This window comes from Spirochaetae bacterium HGW-Spirochaetae-1 (assembly GCA_002839375.1).
Taxonomy (GTDB): Bacteria; Spirochaetota; UBA4802; order UBA4802; family UBA5550; genus PGXY01.
Genome location: PGXY01000005.1, coordinates 1 through 18005 on the forward strand (window position 1 = coordinate 1; position 18005 = coordinate 18005).

The window sequence follows — 18005 nt, forward strand, 5'->3', positions numbered from 1 at the left end:
CTTTCAAAAGAAGAGAAAACCTGTTGGCAGTCAACCCTTCTTTAACAAGAAAGGGTTGCACTTGTTACTTGAATCCAAGTATAATAATTCGACTTTCCCATCTATATAATTTTTATAATCCGACAGAGTAAAACGTCATTATAACTGTTTTCCTGTTTCTCTACGGCGGTAACTTCAAAGATAAATGTTTTAGTTTCAAGCCTCTCGGCTTTTTTTAGTTCAGAAAATTCGTCTATATTCTCCCATTTAAAGATCAGGGCTTTATGCGCAATATGGGCTTCATGCATCGTCGTCCAATTGTTATCTCCAGCATAACGGACCGTAGTCTGATATTTTTTACCTGCTGTTACCTGATGGGCAAGGCCATTACTGTTAATTTTCGGGTATTCATTTTCGTCGTGCATAATTTTTCTACCCATTAAATAAATCAGGATTATTAGAGGTTAGAGCCGGGACCGATTGTTCCGGGAAGGCAGGGATTTTTTATACTTTAAACAATGATCGCATAGTTTGATTGTCCTTTTCCTATCATGTTCCCGATAAAAATCCACTCTCACGATCAGTCCATATATCCACGTTTCCGCAGGAATGCCGCGTAGTGTATGAAATGTGAAAGCGCCTTAAACCCGTAGACGGGATGTTCAATATAATAGACTTCTTTTTCCCGGAAGTATTCCCTGGCGTATTCCGACACCTCCTTGAATACAACAGGTGTTATGGGCTTTTTCCCTTCACGGACAAAATCCAGGAAGGAATTGTTTATCAGGTGTGCGAAAGGATCTTCTGGGCTCTGCGGGGGGATGCAGACCGGGGCGACAATATCGATATTTTCATCTTCGAGCATGGCCCTGACCATTTCCTTCATGCCGCCCAGGAATCCCGAACCGGTTACATCGAGGGGATTGTCGGGCATGGCAAATTCCGGAAGGATCTCCCTGAGCCGGGCCTCTGTTTTTTTTGAGAGATGAGGAAGTGATATTCCTTCCGATTCGCAGAGGTCGGCATAGAGCCCGCAGAGCCCGCCTGAAAATGTGCAGATGCCGAGACCCTTGCCCCGGGGCAGTTCGCACCGGGAAAAGATGGCGGCCGTATCAACCATTTCCTCAACGGTATCAACACGGATAATGCCCGTCTGCGCGAAGAAGCCGTCCAGTATTTTATCATTGCCTGCCAGGGCCCCGGTATGCGACTGTGCCGCCTTTCGTGCCTTTTCAGAGCGCCCGACCTTGAGAAAAATGATGGGGATTCTTTTTTCCAGGGCCTGGAGCGCCAGAGCTCTCAATTTCCCCGTATCCCTGAACTGCTCGATAAAGCCCGTAATAATTCTCGTATGTTCGTCATGAATGAAATATTCGAGACAATCCTCCACCGTAAGTCGGGCCTCATTCCCCGTTGTTGCGCAGAGGGACACACCCGGCGTTTTCGCCAGCATCTTGGTCATGATCAGTTCCGTCGTGGCCCCGCTCTGTCCCACGATTCCTACGGGACCTGCCCGGAGTTTCCCTTCTACACCGCGGCCGCAGAAGACCGAAGTATCACGGGCGAGGTTCAGGAAGCCGAGACAGTTCGGCCCCATCATGATGACGTCGTTTTCTTGACAATAGGTCTTCAGTTCCTCCTGTTTCTCCCTGCCTTCCTGGCCCACTTCGGAGAAACCCGACGAGATCACGAGAATATGTTTTATGCCCCTGTTCCGGAGCTCCATGACTGTTTTAAGGACGATGCCGCTTTTTACAATGAGCACGGCGAAATCGATAAGCCCTTCGGGAAGCTCGCCAATGCTTCTATAGGCTTTGAATCCATAAAGCTCGTCCAGCTTGGGGTTGACGGGATAGAGCTTACCGGTAAACCCCGATTCCATGGCGTTCGCAAAGATATTACCAAACCATTGATTATTGGGAGTCGCTCCTATGACGGCGATATGCCGCGGTGAAAAAAAAGACTGCAGTTCATTAAGTCTGTTTTGGTCCATAATTATTTCATATCCGGGTCAGTAGAGATTTTTTCGATCGTGTTTTGGGGATATGGAGATGGCAAGTCTTTTTTATAACGCAGCCGGTCATGTTCCTGGCGAACAATATATTTAATTCTCAACAAAAAGTTCCATGGACAACTCTATCAGGCGCCGTGCTCCCCGTTTCCCGGATACACTTCCGGGGTAAGGCGGTTATAGGCCGTCACTATACCAAGGATGAAGAGCATGACCCCGGACCCGAGGGCTGCGTCATAATAGGGCGGAGCGGTAAGGGCAATGCGGATAAGCACCGTTGCCAGGGCGAACCCGGTATTGCGGAAGACTACCATGTAAGTGTGCGTATACCGTGTGGCGATTAAGACAATGAGGATGTCACTGAAAATCAGGATAGTGTAAAACAGGTTAAAAATATCAAGTGTTTCTGTACCCGTGACAAAGAGACAACAATTATAGATTATGATATAGACAAAAATACTGAGCAGGAGCAAGGACACTATCTTTTTCGCAATAATAAAATTGGACTGCTCATCGGCATCCACGGTAAAAAGATGGTTCTTTATTGACCGGTAATAAAAAACAAGCCCGATAAAAATGAAGAGAGCGCCGCTGGCGTCAGAGATAATGGGAAGAACCGATGCTGACACTTCCGTCCACTTGAGGGGTTCATGGTACAGGGAGAACTCCTTGAAAGACTGGCGAAGCAGAATAAGGGAGAATATTTCGAACTGTTTCCCCACCGATCGCGAAACAGACTGGGCAATTCCCAGAATGAGTTCGATCACCTCGATTATAAGAAGGAGGGTAAAGGCGATGCTGATGGCATGAAGGTGGTTGCGGGGAATGAACGCTCCCAGGGAGCGGGGAAGAATATCCCTCATGTTCAGATCGATAAGAACCAGTGATACAAGATATACCACAACAAGAACAATACCGAGAAACTGCCGGGTAACATTTTCTTCCCATAACTCATTGATGACGTCAAAAATTCTTGAGAGTCCCGTCAGCAGTATTCCCATATTCTTCCTTATGGCTTTATAATTAGACGTGCATACGGCATGAGCCGTTATTATTACAGTGGATTACTCCCTTCCCTGCTCTACTATTATAAATATCACTCTACCGAGGACCTTGTCAATAATTAAATCCCCCTTTGAAACTTGGCCATTCCACATAACTTTTCGGCGCCGGCTGATGTAGTGACGATCAGCCTGGGATACTCTTCTGTGGTTCCCGGACCCGATATTTTTCCTGAGAGCCTGATTGAAATGGCCGACCAGGCTCTCTATCATGCGAAAAATTCCGGGCGCAACAGAATTTCTGAATAAAATAAAAATACAGTATAATACTTTTAGATATACTCTATTGTAAATAAAAAACCGGTTCATGAGACCGAATGTCTCATAACGGATTTCCCGCGCGATTCTGATGAACAGTTCCGCCCGTGGTTCGTTCTTCTGTCCTTTTGTATCCGCTTTAGAATTTGCCTTGACTATTATGGCAATTAATTTCTATACTTTTACCGAGTTTTCCATAAAACTGTTATTGTAAGTTCGCATACGAATAATGAGTGCATACCAGAAAGTTAATTCCATTCTATTCTGAGGTGATGACATGATCTTTAAAATAAGGTACTTTGCTTTTTGTTTTATAATTATTTCAGGACTTATTTTTGCAGGATATGCTAAAAACATTATAATCAAGGGAATCTGGTCCGCTAAGGGCCATTATGATCAAATCATATCTGTTGATTTCAATTATAATAACGAGATTGTTGCAACCGGTTCAGATGTTAGAGATAAAACTGTTAAATTATGGGATTCCAAAAATGGAAAGCTTTTAAAAACAATAGAGACCGATGCAAACTGGCATGTGGCTTTTCATCCAAAAAAAAATATTCTGGTCAGTTCCGGTAATAATACAATTGTTATATGGGACGTAGACGGCTCAAAAATAATTAATAAAATTGATGATAAAATTTTTTCTGTGAGGACACTGGCATTCTCGCCTGATGGAAAATATTTTGCCACCGGAGATTTAAGCAATGTAATAAAGTTGTGGGATGGAGATACGGGAAATTTTATAAAAGAGTTTAAAACAGGCGGGGGCGATTGTTTTACTCTTGATTTTAGTCCTGACGGAAAATATGTAAGTGGCGGAGGTAATCCGGACTTTTACATCTGGGATATCAGTACCGGCAATATTGTTCATACACTAAAAACATATACGGAAGACATGAGATATGACGCGAATATCGATACTTTTTCCGTAGCATTCAGTCCCGATACTAAAATGCTCGCTTCAGGCGGCGCTGATCATAAAATAAGATTATGGGATGTTACGACAGGTCTATTATTGAAAGTCTACAAGGTTCCTCCCGCACGTATAAATAAAGTTGAATTTTCTCCAGATGGGAAAATATTGGTTTTCGGCACTTATAAAATACTTGGAGTATTAAATGTTTCTACCGGGCAAATATCTGAGATAAAGAATGCCCACAAGGGTGCGGTAACCGACCTTGATTTTAGTTCAGACGGAAAGTTTTTCGCTACCGGTGCCAAAGATAAAATATTAAAGATGTGGCGGGTTTTACCCTGACGAGAGGACAAAAATTTTATATTTTTAGAAGTATATACTTACGGGCAGGCTAAAGGATGCTTTTTTTATAGCGTTAAAAAAAGGGGCGCGGGCCGCGTCCCGGCCTCCAGGGATAATCCACTTTACCACACATTAACCCCACGATTCCGCTTCATGCTCTCTTTGCATTTCTTTAGGCAGTCATATTTCATGGACGGGTCCAGCATGCCGCAGCGCTTTTCGCATACTGCATCGTCGGGATTCTTTTTCAGGGGTTCCACGGAATCATCACTGTCGGTCGTTCCCCTGAACTTATCCAGGCAGATGCGCATACACCGCAGGTTCTCCACGCCCTCGAAGGAGGAGCATAGCTGTTCGCATTCCTCCATATGTTTCGATACCTTGCCGGCTCCGGGTGCCCGGTTTTTTTTCATGGTACGCACGCACGTTTGCACACATTGATATTTGCCCTGGCCCGTCATGGAGCTGCAGCGCTCCAGGCATATGGCATAAGGATCTTCCCCGGACAAGAGGCGCTCCGCGGGAAAAAGCAAAAATAAAGCCGAGGCGATTATTACACATATCCTTGCCATAATGGGTGATTATAAAGTGGTCCCGTGTAAATGGCAATGAATTTTTGTCTGTTCAGTTTTCTGTAGACGTATATTCCGCCATCGTTAGCTTCAGTTCCTCCATCCCAAAAGGTTCACCATGGGCGGGATAGATAACCCTTGCGCCAGAATCTGCGAGGCGCTCCCAACCTGTATAGACCTCGCCCATATCGGCAAGCCATATGGGCCGGCGTCGGCAGAAGCAGTAATTTAAAAGATTCATGGCCGCATCGCCGACAAAGGCCCGTCCGTCATCCATGACCACTGAAATCGAATCATCGGTATGCCCCGGCGTATATACGATCCTCCCTTCGACGCCCAGGGACCTGAGCACATCATTGTCGTTTCCCGGTACAATGTGGTCCTTCATGGTTATTTCAACGGGCGGGTAGGAATGATCACTGCTGTCCTTGAAAAGGGAAAAGACCCTGAATGAATAATAGGTGCAAGCATTGAGGGGGTGCATGTTCATATCGGGCTTCCCGATTTTCAGGTTATCCACAGCATTCCGGTGAAGTATGAGACGCGCCCCGCTCTCACGGCGCAGGCGGGCCGCAAACCCGCAGTGATCGTCGTGGTGATGGGTGAGCAGAATATAACTGATATCATGGACATCGATACCGAGACCCTTCAGACCGGAAAGAAATTTGTCATAGGAATGGGGATAATAGGTATCGATGAGGATATATCCGCCACGGCAGGGGAGCAGGTACATCCTGGAAAAACCGATTTCAACAAAGGCCGTATCACCGCCATGGCGCGGCTTGACAAGTACCGCGATTATAAGGCACAGTATGAGAATCCCGGCCAGAAGAAACAGAATTCTTTTATTTTTCTTTTTCATAGATCAGCTCCTGTGAAAATTGGCAGGATAACGATATGGCCTTTGCCACTATTTACTTTCAATATATGAACTTTTGTTCATATTGTCAAGAAAAACATGAACTTTAATTCATAATTTTATTGAAAAAATTCCCGATTCCTGTTACAGATACCGGCATAAAGCCCCTGCCATCAAGGGGCTCTGTCCCCTGAAAAAGGGGACTGCATCCTTATTAGAAAAGGGGGAAATATCCATGGCGTCACAAACACGGGAGCCGGTACAGGAACGGGGCATCGAGACCCGGAACAGGATAATCGAGGCGGCGAAGAAGCTTTTTTCAGAAAAGGGCTTTTACCGGACTAACACCAAGGAAATCGCAAAGGAGGCTGGCGTGGCCGTGGGGTCCTTCTACATGTATTTCGAGGATAAGAAACCCCTGTTCCTGGAAATATTCCGATCCTATTACCGGGAAATCACCGAGGAGGTTCTGAACCGGGACCTACAGCTGCTGACGGCTGAGAAGGATACAAAAATTCTTATCAATTCCCTGATAGACATGCTCTACAGAGCCCATACCCTGGCGCCGCAGTTTCACCGCGAGGCCATGGCTATGATCTACGCCGACGAAGAAGTCCGGGCAATAAACGATGAGGAAGAGGAGCGGGTGATCTCCCTGCTCATGAATTTTATTGAACTGCACCGGGACAGGGTCAGGGTCAAAGACTTTGAGGCCGCAGCCCGTGTTGTCCATAAATCCGCCGAGGAAGTGATCCATGCCATGAAAATTTTCGGTCCAAAAATCAGCGAGGGAAGAATGCTGAAGGAACTCAAGGAGATGATACACCGCTATCTTTTTGAATAAAATAATCCAGATTCTTGCCATAGATACGGGCAAAGGCCATCAGTTCAATGATGTCGATACGCCGTTCACCCGATTCACATTTTGAGATGTAGGACTGGTGCCGCTTGAGCAAATGTGCAACCTGGACCTGGGTCAGGCCCGATTCAGACCGTGCTTTCCTGAGGCGCAGCAGGAATAAACGGTATTCTTCTGTGTAAATTGACTTATTCAAGTTCTGGTAACTTATTTTTTTTTACTTGTAATTATAATAAACCTATATTATTATCCCAAACTAGGATAGAGTTAAATATTTCAAAAAATTGAATTTTTTCTCTTTTATGGCGTCTTTTTATCATAAATAAAACTATATTGCAATAAATAAATGCACTCTAAGCAGTTATGAGAATACTTGATACTTTAATACAGCGCCTTCCAAAAATCTTTCCGGCCCGGGATACTGAAACCCTGCAAAAATCGCAGGCGCTGTTAATCATTATTCTCATCCATGTTCTTTTACTGCAGCCCTTTCTGATATTACACATCATGCTGTTCGGTCTCTGCAAGTTTTTACTCTTTCCCTTCGTCATGACACTCCTGTTCCTGGCTTCCATTTACATGCTGAAGAAAGGATATTATGAAATAAGCGCCCACGGCATTATCATTTCTTTTATGGCCGTAGTCTGGATTTCATGCCTCTACAACATTATGCTCGGTGAATCTATTTGGATCATCATGACCCATTTCATGTATATCCTAACCTCCTTCGGCCTGTTTGCCCTGCATCTTTTTAAAAGGAAATACACCATCAGCCTGTATGTTGTCGTCAACCTGCTGATACTGCTCATCACCCTTAGCCTCATGGACAGCAGATACTCCCTGGCGAAAAACGAAAGATTCGCGCTTTTTGTCTATCCCGTCGTCTGTTTTTTATATGCAGGAGTAATAGCCCATCTCAACTTCAGGGCAGGACGGCACATGCTGGAGAAATACGAGTCCGCCCTTGATCAAGTCAGAATAAGCGAGGGCAGGTATCACAATCTCTACAACAATACTCTTACGGGCATGATCTGTGTGGAAACACCCACGGGAAGAATTACCTCCGCCAATGAAACGGCGGTTTTACTTCTTGGATATACAACCGAGGATGAAATACAAAACGAGATACTGTTTCAATCACTTCTCGTCGACCAGAATGCTTTCCCAAAAATACTGGCATCCCTGCGTGATAATAATTCCTATTATGTCATGGAAACCAATCTAAGGAAAAAAGACAATGGCATCTTCTGGGCGGAACTCGCACTGAAATATTGCTCGCAGAGCCGCAGAATCGATATTTGTTTCGTTGATATAACGGAAAGAAAAAATGCCGAGCAAAACCTTCACCACCTGAAGTATTTTGACCAACTGACGTCGCTTCCCAACAGACTGTCTTTCCTGCAGAGAGTTGATTCTGAAATTGAGAAGGCCGGCAGGAAAAACCGCAGTTACATCAGCGCCGTCCTCTGCGTCGGTATCGACAACTTCAGGAAGATAAACGACGTTTACGGCGCAGTCGCGGGCGACGCGGTACTCGGTGAAATGGCGTTTCGCCTCATGCAACTGATCCGTGATGATGATATCGCGTCACGTCTCAGGGGAGACATGTTTCTTGTCTTTCTCAACGAGCTTGGCGGGCACGATGAAATCAACCATGTAATGGAAAAAATAACTAAAACTGCGGGCACTCCCTTCTCCGTGGAATCAAATATAATCGATGTGACGGTTTCCATGGGGTTATGTTTTTTCCCCGATGACGGCAGGACGGCAATGGAGCTCGTGGAAAAAAGCGAATCAGCTCTCTATATCGCAAAAAGCCGGGGCAGAAACACCTGCCATGTGCATGACAGCAGGCTCAACACTCTCATGATAAATAATTTTAAACTCGAAAAGGATCTGACAAAAGCGATACGGGAAGAGGAGTTTGTTTCTTTTTATCAGGCCAAACTTGACAGGCAGGGATTCGTAAGCGGAATTGAAGTTCTTATCCGCTGGAATTCACCGGAACGCGGACTTGTTCCCCCCGGAGCATTTATTCCCCTGGCGGAAAAAAATGGCATGATACGGGATATCGGCCGTATAGTTCTCCGTCAGGCCTGCGTTCAGATGAAAGACTGGGTTGACAGGGATATCTTCACGGGATCTATTTCGGTCAACGTATCTCCATTAGAGTTCCACGACCCCGCTCTCATGGACAGTATTGAAACCATCCTGAACGCCACCGGCCTGAACCCCCGTTTCCTTGAGCTTGAAATAACCGAATCAAGCCTTGTAATCGATGAAAAGGAATGCATCGATAAGCTTACCAGGCTCCATGATATGGGTATCGCCATTGCTATCGATGACTTCGGAACCGGTTATTCATCGCTGAACAAGCTACGCGACCTCCCCATTGACACGCTGAAGATAGACAGATCCTTTGTTGAAAAACTCCCCGATGATATACGATCCTGCACCATTACTCGGGCCATAGTAGATCTTGCCCATAATCTCGGCTTTGCCATAGTTGCCGAAGGAGTAGAAACAAAAGATCAGTTCCAATACCTGAAAAATCTTGAGTGCGACAGTTTCCAGGGCTATTATTTCTCAAAGCCCGTTCCGGCGAAGGAATGCGAAAAAATACTCGCGGAACATAAAGGATCATTAAAAAACTGATATACGCCGCACCTGTTACCGGTTCTGTTTTTATCTTGCCAAAAATACAAACGGTCATGCTATAATACCCGCATGAAAAAAGTCCTTCTCGCAGCTATCAATGCCCGGTACAGCCATTCCAACCTGGCCCTGCTCTATCTCCGCGGTCATGTTTCCGATCTGCCCTTTGAAATAGAAATAGCGGAATACTCCATCAATCTTGATACAGAGAACATTCTCCGTGATATCCGTGAAAGAAATCCCCATGCTGTAGCTTTTTCCGTGTACATATGGAACACGCTTATTATTCAAAAAATAATGGCCTCCCTCCACGAAGGGGATCCCGCCTTAAAAATAATACTGGGCGGGCCCGAGGTGACCTTTAACGCGCCGTACTGGCTTAGCGTGTTCCCTTTCATCACAGCAATAATAACCGGCGGCGGTGAAACGGGTTTCCGGAAACTTCTCATTGATGATCTGTCCTGCCAGGAACAGATCATCAATGAGGTCAATCCGCCCTTTCGCGAAATTTCCTTTCCCTACCGCCATGAAGATTTCATGAAGCTGGCAAACCGGTACCTCTACTACGAAAGCAGCAGGGGATGCCCCTTCCGGTGCAGCTACTGTCTTTCGTCGCGGCACGATCACAAAACTGAATTCAGGGACATGTATCAGGTCAGGGAGGAAATTGATTTTCTTGTCAACCACGGTCCGCGCCTCGTTAAATTCGTAGACAGGACCTTCAATGCCAGGCCCGGCCGCAGCAGGGACATATGGAAATACATTATAGATGCGCATTCCCGTACAGGAACCTGTTTTCATTTTGAAATATTTCCCGCTTTTCTCACGGAAGAGGATTTTAATGTAATGGCAAAAGCGCCCCGGGGTCTCTTCCAGTTCGAGATGGGCATCCAGTCCATTCATGAAGAGACACTGCAAATGATAAACCGTTATGGAGCATGGGAGGAAACGGCTGAAAAAATACACAGGGTCCTTGCCCCGGGGAACATCCATGTTCATACGGACATAATTGCCGGCCTTCCCGGCGAGAACATTTTTACTTTCGGTAAATCCTTTGACGCCATTTACCGGCTTGGCGCCCATCACTTCCAGGTGGGCATACTCAAGGTGCTGCCCGGCACGGAGATGAGGGAGCGGACCGACGAATACGGCATGAAATACGACAGTGCCCCACCCTACACTATCATCCATAACCAATGGATAGGCCGCAATGACATGGACATCATCAAGACCATCGGTGAAGCCGTGGACAGGATATATAACCCGGGAAAATTCCAGGCCACCCTGCACGGCCTGGAAAAACTGCATGCTTCCCCTTTCAGTCTTTTTGCAGATCTTGCCCGCTTTACCGCTATTACCAGGTGCGATCTTCACGACATGCACGAATGGAAGGACATCGCCGGCATGATTCTTGAATATATTTCGCATAACTTTCCTGGAACAGCTCTCTACATCACGGATTGCCTGCGCTGGGACTGGTTTACAACGGTAAAGGACCGCCGGTATCCGTCCCTGCTGGCGGGCGATATAATCAGCAGCGGGAAAAAGCGTTTGGCCGCCCTGCTGCAGGACAGGTCCTTCAGGGAAAAGCAACTGGAAAGGGGCGTTCAGATATCGTTACATGAACTGAAAAGGGCAAAATTCTTCATTGCTGAAACCAGGGAATTCCGCGAAGAATATACGGAAGGGATGGCCTATTGCCTGACGATCCCCGGTAAAGAACTCATTTTTCTTGACAATTGTTGACAGGGTACAATGACGGGAGGCAATGCGGAAAATCTTCTGCGTGCAAATATCCTGCTACTTCCGTTCAGCCGATGCACGGCTCTTCAGGTTTTTCAATGTATTGAAGGGATAACCGGTGAGAATGCCGTCGATAACTGATCGCGACAGGTCTATGAGGGGATCAACCTTCATGGTGAGGCTAACCCTGGTGAGAGAAGGTTCAAGACGATTGAATACGAAATACCCCTCCATGTCCCTGATACGGACATAGGAACTCTTTTCCGGGGCATAGCCCAGGTCTATTGATTTCAGGAGCACCTCGCCTCTGCCCCTGGTATGGTCAAAGTTCATGGTGAGCCGCACCGTCACGTCCCGGTCGGCCACGGGCCAGGGGGAGGCAATGACATAATAGAGAATAGTCTCGTCGGCGTTAATCTCCCTGACGACCTTCACCTTCCGGGACATGGCAAACCAGTCCCTGTAATTTTCGAAATCACGCATGATGCGTTCCAGAACATCCAGGGGGGCCGGGATGAGACATTCCCCCCTGAACTGGTTCACCGAAAAGCCCGGCAGCGGCCGGGAGAACACGGTAATTTCCTGTGATTTTTTCACTACTTCCCAGGATTCACCGGCCATGACCAGCGTTGATGCAAACATCATGACCGTGGCTGCAAGGGCCATAATGCGCCTGTTCATACCATGCGCCATCACTCGGCCCCCAGGTTGGCGAATCCCGGTATGGAAAAAGGAACCTGCCTGTCGGCGTTGACGAATCGGCTCACAAACCTGCTGAAATCATCGGGGCCGAAGGCCTGGAGAAGGTTTTCCAGCATACCAACCCTGGGCCGTATAAGGGGATACCAGAGATATTTTTTGAAAAAATAGACCCGCTTAAAATACCTGATAAAACGGTCAAATTCCACCTGCGCCGCCCGGGGATCGCTCACGGCCATGGCGGCAATCTTTCCCGAGATGAGGGCGCCCAGTATGCCGAACCAGCCGAAGGGGTCCATGTAGCCGCTCACCGTTCCGCACATGATGAGATTTTTGTGAAACAGGCGGGGATTGTTCCTGCTGGCAATGGGAACCACTCCCTTCACATATTCCCAGTTGTCGTGTTCGACCCCTTCATTGCGCACCATGAAACGCTTGTACCTGTCGAGGGCCTTACGGTCCAGGGGCCTTATCGAAAAAAGAAGGTCGAAATAATAATTATTGGCCGAGCTCAGGTAGCCGTACTCGGTAATACATTCGTCCCACCAGATCCACGAATAATCGCTAAAACCGATCTCACCCCGGGAAATCCAGGCATACCAGGTGAGGCTGGGAATCTCAAGAATTGAATAGGCCGCGGGAGTGAGGCCGCAGGCGGCAATGGTCTGGGGGGGCAGCTTGTCGATGGCCTCCTTTTTCAGGGGCGATTTGAATTCGAACTTTACTCCCAGGTCCAGGGCCTGTTTATACAACAGCGTGTCAAGGCTCGTGGGCCGGTTCCCCCTTTCAACGGAATAGAGAATGTCGTGGGGCGCGTTGGACCTGGTGTCGTGAAAATAAAAGGGACACTCTACCAGGGGGTAGAACACCGACGATACGTCGATGCCTATATACTCCGAGGTCCGCTTCACGTCTATGGGGGTACAGTGGGTAGACGGGTTGTACATCGAATCACCGCCGTACTGCGCCTCTTTATCGTGGAGAGTCACTTCGTACCCGTCCCTGGCGAGGTTTATGGCCGCCACCAGCCCGGACATGCCGGCACCGTATATGGTTACTTGACTGTTTTCCTTCATGGTGTTTTCCTTCCCGTTATATTAACCTGAGAACCCTTTCCCCGGCATCGATGCCGCTCTGGGCGGCACCGTTTACCGACGGCATGTACAGGTATTCGCCGGCGAGTTGCAGGCCCCTGACATCACCAATCCCCTGCTTCTTCAGGGTGTTCACTTCTGTAAGCATCCCGGGAGGAGACAGGCACACCGCTTCCTTGTAGCGCACGATCTCCCTGTGGAGATATCCCCGTGACATGGAAGGCACGAAACGCTTCATGTCATTGAACAGGATTCCCGTGACCTTGTCGTCGGACATGCCGTTCAGCTCATGGGCATGCCTTCCAAAGGTGAAGCAGTGGATCATGCCCGCTCCGGCAGGGGCATAAAACCGTGACTTGATGGAATTGTCAGCGAAGCCGGCCATGGGTGAACCGGTATTTCGGGGAATGGCAGCGGCATACCAGCCTTCGGGGAAAATACGCTTCCCCAGGGCAAACATGGCGTGACAGCATTCACTGTACCTGACGTTCTTCAGGGGCCCCGTGATAGATTCCGGCAGATCGGGTGCAATTTTCCTTAGCGTTGTTACAGTCGTTGTGCAAATCACCCGGTCAGCCTTGATGAATCCGTTTTTGACCTCTACGCCTTTTACCTTTCCCTTCTCGATGACTATTTTTTTCACCGGTGTATTCAGCTGTATACTATCCCCGTATTTTTCCTGCATCCTTTCCGACAGGGACCCGATGCCGCGGCGCAGGGTCCACAACCCATTGATCATGTACCAGAAGAGTCCCAGGCCGTAGCCGGCAGCGATGTCCTCGGGCTCTCCCAGGGTCATGCACGAGGCTATGGGCTGGATCACGTGTTCCAGAACTTCCCGGCCGCCTTTGCGAAGGGTAAAATCCGCAAAGGATTCATGGTCCATATCAAGGCTGCTTTCATAATCAGTAAAGCGAAGGCTTCTATTGCGCGTCATGAGGGTCGGCGCCAGGGGCAGGAGCTGTGCTACGGCCTTCAGGGGCACGCCCCGGAATCCTGCCAGGTCCATGATCACCCGCGGCAGGTCCCGGGGCCGAACCGAGGCAAGGATGGGGGTGAGCCTGTTGGTTTTCCTGTTCGGAAGTGCAGCCCTGAAAGGAAATCGCACCAGCTCATCCCCCATGCCCAGCTCGCGGCAAAGGGTAAAGTAAGTATCATAATATCTGAAAAAAAACTGCGCGCCCAGATCATAGGTAAAACCGTCGATCCTTTTGCTCTGGACACGGCCTCCGGCAGTTGTGCCGGCCTCGAGACAGAGAACATCAACACCATTCTTTTTAAGCGTATGGACGGCGGCCAGTCCGGCCGTACCCGCTCCTACTACAATAACCTTCATGGCGCCGCCTCCCTATTTGGCGTCCAGCAACGTCGTTGTTATGCACGCCGTAGCCGATCGGTACTTTTCTTTTTTTACCATATCCCGCATGTTTTCAATGGTCTTATAGCCCAGCGTCTTGAAAAGCATGTTGAGAACAAAAGACGGCAGTGCAATGGATGGATCAGCCGCGATGCAGTACGTCACCTCGGTGCTGTTTTTGCCCTTCGGAACCAGGGTAAAGGACAGGTCCGTCACGGGCATACGGATAGCCTCTTTTTTCGAGCGGTAATCCGTCTTCACTCCCCGTATTTTTACATACAGATTTCCTGTAACGGCATCGATCAGGAACCGGCACTCTCCCACGGCATCGCGGTCCATGACGGGCCAGGGCATGCCGAGACGGCAGTATTCATGAAAATAGTCAACAGTGTTCTGCCGGCCCGGAAGGGAAACCTTGTAGGCGTCGGAAACCATGTGTACGTACTCCCGATGGGCCGGGACATCGCGCAGTAGCGCCTCTATCACCGGAATTGACGCCTCCACCAGTCCTACGGCATACACCTGTTTAACGCTCTTCTGTGAAGAGAGCTTTCCGTAGCTCACTATCCCGTTGCCCTGGTTAACCAGGACCCATTTCTCCGTATCATCGCCGTTCTCCGGGACGCCGCTTGCAGCGACAAGGGAAAACAGGAGAATAACTATGCCTGCATATTTCACGGTTTTCATATCATAACCCCGGGATGCCCGTCTCAATGCCGAATGCCTTTATGACCAGCCATGCCAGAACGGCTACGGCTCCAAGCCTGAAGCCCCACTTCGCCAGGAACAGGGAAGGCCGGATAAGGGGAATCAGACCCTTGCCGGGTTTGAATTCCACATTGATGGGCACTTTCTTGTTAAGCTTGTCCTGGATGACAAGCTCCGAACATTTATTGGCGTTCCAGATCGTTGCCTCCATGCCGCCGGAGCTGACATGCGTCTTGGTCCAGTCGCCCGTGAGATAAAAATTGGAATAGGGTGATCTCTGAAAAGGCCTGTGCGATTCCATGCCCGGCGTTGGTTTGTACACGTTCTGGCGCTGTCGCACAAGGGTCCATTTTTTCACCTTGGCGGTACGGGCCTCGGGGAAGAGCTTCTTGATATCCTCATGGCATTTTTCAAAGATGACATCATCGGGAAGATGACGTATTTGCTCGGCCGGGGCTATAACCATCTCCATCATGGATCCTCCCTTGAAAATGTGGGGAAGTACATTGGACAGGTCGGCATAGGTGTTGAATGTCACATCCGATGAGAAGAAGGTGACATCGATGTCGGTTATCTTTTTGTCAAACCAGATCTGGATTGAAAGAGACGCGGCTTCTTCAAAGTAGGTCAGATCTTCAAAGTAGGCATTCCTGAAAGAATCACCGGGAAGAATGCTTCTCAGCGCGTAGGGGCTCATGGCGGATACATAGACATCGGCCGTTTTCTTCTCGTTGCCGTTTACCATGACGCTTTCGATCTTTCCGTCCTTCACGTTGATGGCAGTGACGGCCTTTTTCAGTTCACATTTTCCGCCCTTCTTTTTCAGGTAGTCGATGCAGCTGTCCACCCAGATCTCGCCGAGTCCGCCGTTCGCGAAGCCGAGCCTGGAGGATTTTGCCGAAGCCGCCACCTTAAGAAGCCAGTTCATCATAACTTTTACTGAAATGGCATAGCGGTCCGTGAAAGTCAGACCATAGATAGCCGGTTCGAACATCTTGAATGCGCCTTCGGGACCGTTTTTAATTGTCCACTCGGCCCAGGAGAGCCTGTCCATTTCATCGAGTTTTTTCTGTGAAATCCCCATCATACCGGCACATTTGATCATGGCCTTTATCATGTTAATTTTGGGAATCCCTTTGTAACCCTTCATGAGATAGAAAAAGGCCACCCCTGCGTGAAGCGGTGCCGGCAGGTTGGGAATATGCATGACGGGCTGACGGCCGTCTTCCTGCGCATAATAAAAATCCTGTGACTTCCATACGATATTTTTTTCGATGCCCATTTTCTTGAAAAAATTGAGCAGATTGACATAGTAGGGAAAAAACACGTGAAGTGCATTGTCGATCATATCGCCGTCCTCATCAAGCCAGGAATTGGCCCGCCCGCCGAATATTTCATCAGCTTCAATGAGTTCCACTTCAAAACCATTGTCAATCAGATTCACGGCAGTAGCCAGTCCGGCCATTCCGCCGCCCATTACGAGTGCTTTCATGATAAATCCTCCCCGATATCCCTGTGGAATAAATGTATTTTTTATGTTAGTTATCATTAACTAACATAAAGTATTTTTGTCAATAATAAAAATTAATTTTTATCGGCCCGGAAAAGAAAAAGGGGGTTGCCCCCCTTTCATATCATCAATAAATCATTTGCAGTTATTAAAATAGCGACATTAAAAATTCGAACCAGACCGAATCGAGTCCCACGGGAATGCCGGCCAGGTAGATGGTGCCGCTGGGTGACGGATCTTCCGCCAGGTCCATGGTCAGGAGATCGAAATAGAGGGTCACATCCCTGAAGGCCAGGGGTATTTTTATGCCCAAAATGCCCGTATTCACATACAGGGGATCATCGCCGGTATTGACAACAATTTTCAGCACCGTGAGGGAATAAAATGAGGCGAAGGCTTCCATGTCACCGCTCAGTGTCTGATCAGAGATAGATCCCTGGCTCAGCAGGTAATCGTCGAAGGTAAAGGTCAGAAGCGCTCCCGGCTCAGTCATATTCAGTTCCAGGACAAGGTCGATCATCAGCCCGTCCTGGTTGTATATGTTCCCGATGGGAACGGCAAATCGCGCCGAAGTACTATCATCGCCATTCTTTATCCGATCCGCCACGTCGTCCCAGGAAACTTTTCCCAGGGCTTCGGCCAGTATCGCCAGGGCCTGTTCCATGGTAATAATTTCATCGAGAATATATTCTTTCCCGTTGATAATGATGGTTCCCTGAAAACCGGAGCCTTCGCCGGGATTTACATATACCGTAAGATCTTTAAGATCCACGGCGGCATCCTCAAGTCCCGGACCGGTAACATCGAGGGGCTGGTCCTCCATGGTATTTAAGGTCATTTGAAAGACGCCGTCATCCATGACCAGGTCTGCGTTGACAGTTCCCGATATGACGGATTTAAGAAGGCTGAATGCACATTCTTCAAGCACGATATTCAATTCGGCACCCCGGGGGTTCTCACTTACAGACAAAACGGTCACGGTCATACCCGTCATGGGGGAAAAGGAATCCCCGGCTTCCACATCGGCCGGTATTTCCTTATAAATATTCTGAGCGGTTTCAAGAATGATTTGTTTACTGTCGTCGACAGTGACACAACGGGCAGAGGCATCATCTCCCGCAGCAGGACCCTGGTCATAACAGGAAACCAGTGCCGGAGCACAGAGCATTATGGAGAGAAAAAACCGGAATATGGATTTCATTACAGCACCCCCTGTGAATCATGTAAAATACCGATTATACGGCAATCAGACATTATATTAGCAGGATATGCATCTGTCAATAATAATCCGTACGTCCGGTTTTTTATTTTAAAAAGTAATATTTTTGCATATACGGTGACAAGGACCAATTCAATCCCGAGGAAATCCCGTAAACCCG

The 18005-nt window shown here is 48.1% G+C and carries 17 protein-coding genes; 5 read left to right on the forward strand and 12 right to left on the reverse strand.

Annotated features, from left to right (window positions below):
- Positions 1-101: 101 nt before the first annotated feature.
- The 3 genes from CVV44_10320 to CVV44_10330 all read right to left on the reverse strand — a co-directional run bounded on the left by CVV44_10320 (position 102) and on the right by CVV44_10330 (position 2991).
- The gene (locus CVV44_10320) at positions 102-419 is read right to left on the reverse strand and encodes a hypothetical protein (GenBank protein ID PKL38276.1); all 318 of its coding nucleotides are present in this window, start codon (positions 417-419) and stop codon (positions 102-104) included.
- Positions 420-559: 140 nt separating this feature from the next.
- Positions 560-1972 carry a hypothetical protein gene (locus CVV44_10325; GenBank protein PKL38277.1) on the reverse strand — a complete coding sequence of 471 codons (1413 nt, stop codon included), beginning with the start codon at positions 1970-1972 and terminating at the stop codon, positions 560-562.
- A 146-nt stretch (positions 1973-2118) separates the two neighbouring features.
- Positions 2119-2991 (reverse strand): hypothetical protein, encoded by an 873-nt coding sequence (locus CVV44_10330; protein ID PKL38278.1) that lies wholly within the window; start codon positions 2989-2991, stop codon positions 2119-2121.
- Positions 2992-3132: 141 nt separating this feature from the next.
- On the opposite strand from CVV44_10330, the gene CVV44_10335 reads away from it, so the two are divergent.
- Positions 3133-3300: a hypothetical protein gene (locus CVV44_10335; GenBank protein ID PKL38279.1), complete on the forward strand. Its 168-nt coding sequence runs from the start codon at positions 3133-3135 to the stop codon at positions 3298-3300.
- A gap of 286 nt (positions 3301-3586) precedes the next feature.
- Positions 3587-4570 (forward strand): hypothetical protein, encoded by a 984-nt coding sequence (locus CVV44_10340; protein PKL38280.1) that lies wholly within the window; start codon positions 3587-3589, stop codon positions 4568-4570.
- Positions 4571-4692: 122 nt separating this feature from the next.
- Here CVV44_10340 and CVV44_10345 read toward each other — a convergent pair whose 3' ends face one another.
- Positions 4693-5079 (reverse strand): hypothetical protein, encoded by a 387-nt coding sequence (locus CVV44_10345; protein ID PKL38281.1) that lies wholly within the window; start codon positions 5077-5079, stop codon positions 4693-4695.
- A 115-nt stretch (positions 5080-5194) separates the two neighbouring features.
- Positions 5195-6004: a hypothetical protein gene (locus CVV44_10350; protein PKL38282.1), complete on the reverse strand. Its 810-nt coding sequence runs from the start codon at positions 6002-6004 to the stop codon at positions 5195-5197.
- A gap of 232 nt (positions 6005-6236) precedes the next feature.
- On the opposite strand from CVV44_10350, the gene CVV44_10355 reads away from it, so the two are divergent.
- Entirely contained in the window at positions 6237-6845 is a 609-nt protein-coding gene (locus CVV44_10355; protein ID PKL38283.1) for a hypothetical protein, read from the forward strand.
- On the opposite strand, the gene CVV44_10360 is transcribed toward CVV44_10355, so the two are convergent.
- Positions 6811-7056 (reverse strand): hypothetical protein, encoded by a 246-nt coding sequence (locus CVV44_10360; GenBank protein ID PKL38284.1) that lies wholly within the window; start codon positions 7054-7056, stop codon positions 6811-6813. The two genes, CVV44_10355 and CVV44_10360, sit on opposite strands and share 35 nt — an antisense overlap.
- Positions 7057-7223: 167 nt before the next feature.
- On the opposite strand from CVV44_10360, the gene CVV44_10365 reads away from it, so the two are divergent.
- A complete protein-coding gene (locus CVV44_10365; GenBank protein ID PKL38285.1) occupies positions 7224-9515 on the forward strand; it encodes a hypothetical protein in 2292 nt (763 codons plus the stop codon).
- Between the two features lie 72 nt (positions 9516-9587).
- Positions 9588-11261 carry a B12-binding domain-containing radical SAM protein gene (locus tag CVV44_10370; protein ID PKL38286.1) on the forward strand — a complete coding sequence of 558 codons (1674 nt, stop codon included), beginning with the start codon at positions 9588-9590 and terminating at the stop codon, positions 11259-11261.
- Positions 11262-11315: 54 nt separating this feature from the next.
- Here CVV44_10370 and CVV44_10375 read toward each other — a convergent pair whose 3' ends face one another.
- From CVV44_10375 to CVV44_10400, 6 genes are all read right to left on the reverse strand, one after another.
- The gene (locus tag CVV44_10375) at positions 11316-11951 is read right to left on the reverse strand and encodes a hypothetical protein (GenBank protein PKL38287.1); all 636 of its coding nucleotides are present in this window, start codon (positions 11949-11951) and stop codon (positions 11316-11318) included.
- Positions 11951-13033: a hypothetical protein gene (locus CVV44_10380; GenBank protein PKL38288.1), complete on the reverse strand. Its 1083-nt coding sequence runs from the start codon at positions 13031-13033 to the stop codon at positions 11951-11953. The genes CVV44_10375 and CVV44_10380 overlap by 1 nt, the downstream gene beginning before the upstream one ends.
- A 16-nt stretch (positions 13034-13049) precedes the next feature.
- Positions 13050-14387 (reverse strand): hypothetical protein, encoded by a 1338-nt coding sequence (locus CVV44_10385; GenBank protein ID PKL38289.1) that lies wholly within the window; start codon positions 14385-14387, stop codon positions 13050-13052.
- Between the two features lie 12 nt (positions 14388-14399).
- On the reverse strand, positions 14400-15095 hold the full coding sequence (locus CVV44_10390) for a hypothetical protein (protein PKL38290.1): 696 nt from the start codon (positions 15093-15095) through the stop codon (positions 14400-14402).
- A gap of 1 nt (position 15096) precedes the next feature.
- Positions 15097-16665 (reverse strand): hypothetical protein, encoded by a 1569-nt coding sequence (locus CVV44_10395; protein ID PKL38291.1) that lies wholly within the window; start codon positions 16663-16665, stop codon positions 15097-15099.
- Between the two features lie 109 nt (positions 16666-16774).
- A complete protein-coding gene (locus tag CVV44_10400; protein ID PKL38292.1) occupies positions 16775-17827 on the reverse strand; it encodes a hypothetical protein in 1053 nt (350 codons plus the stop codon).
- Positions 17828-18005 lie beyond the last annotated feature (178 nt).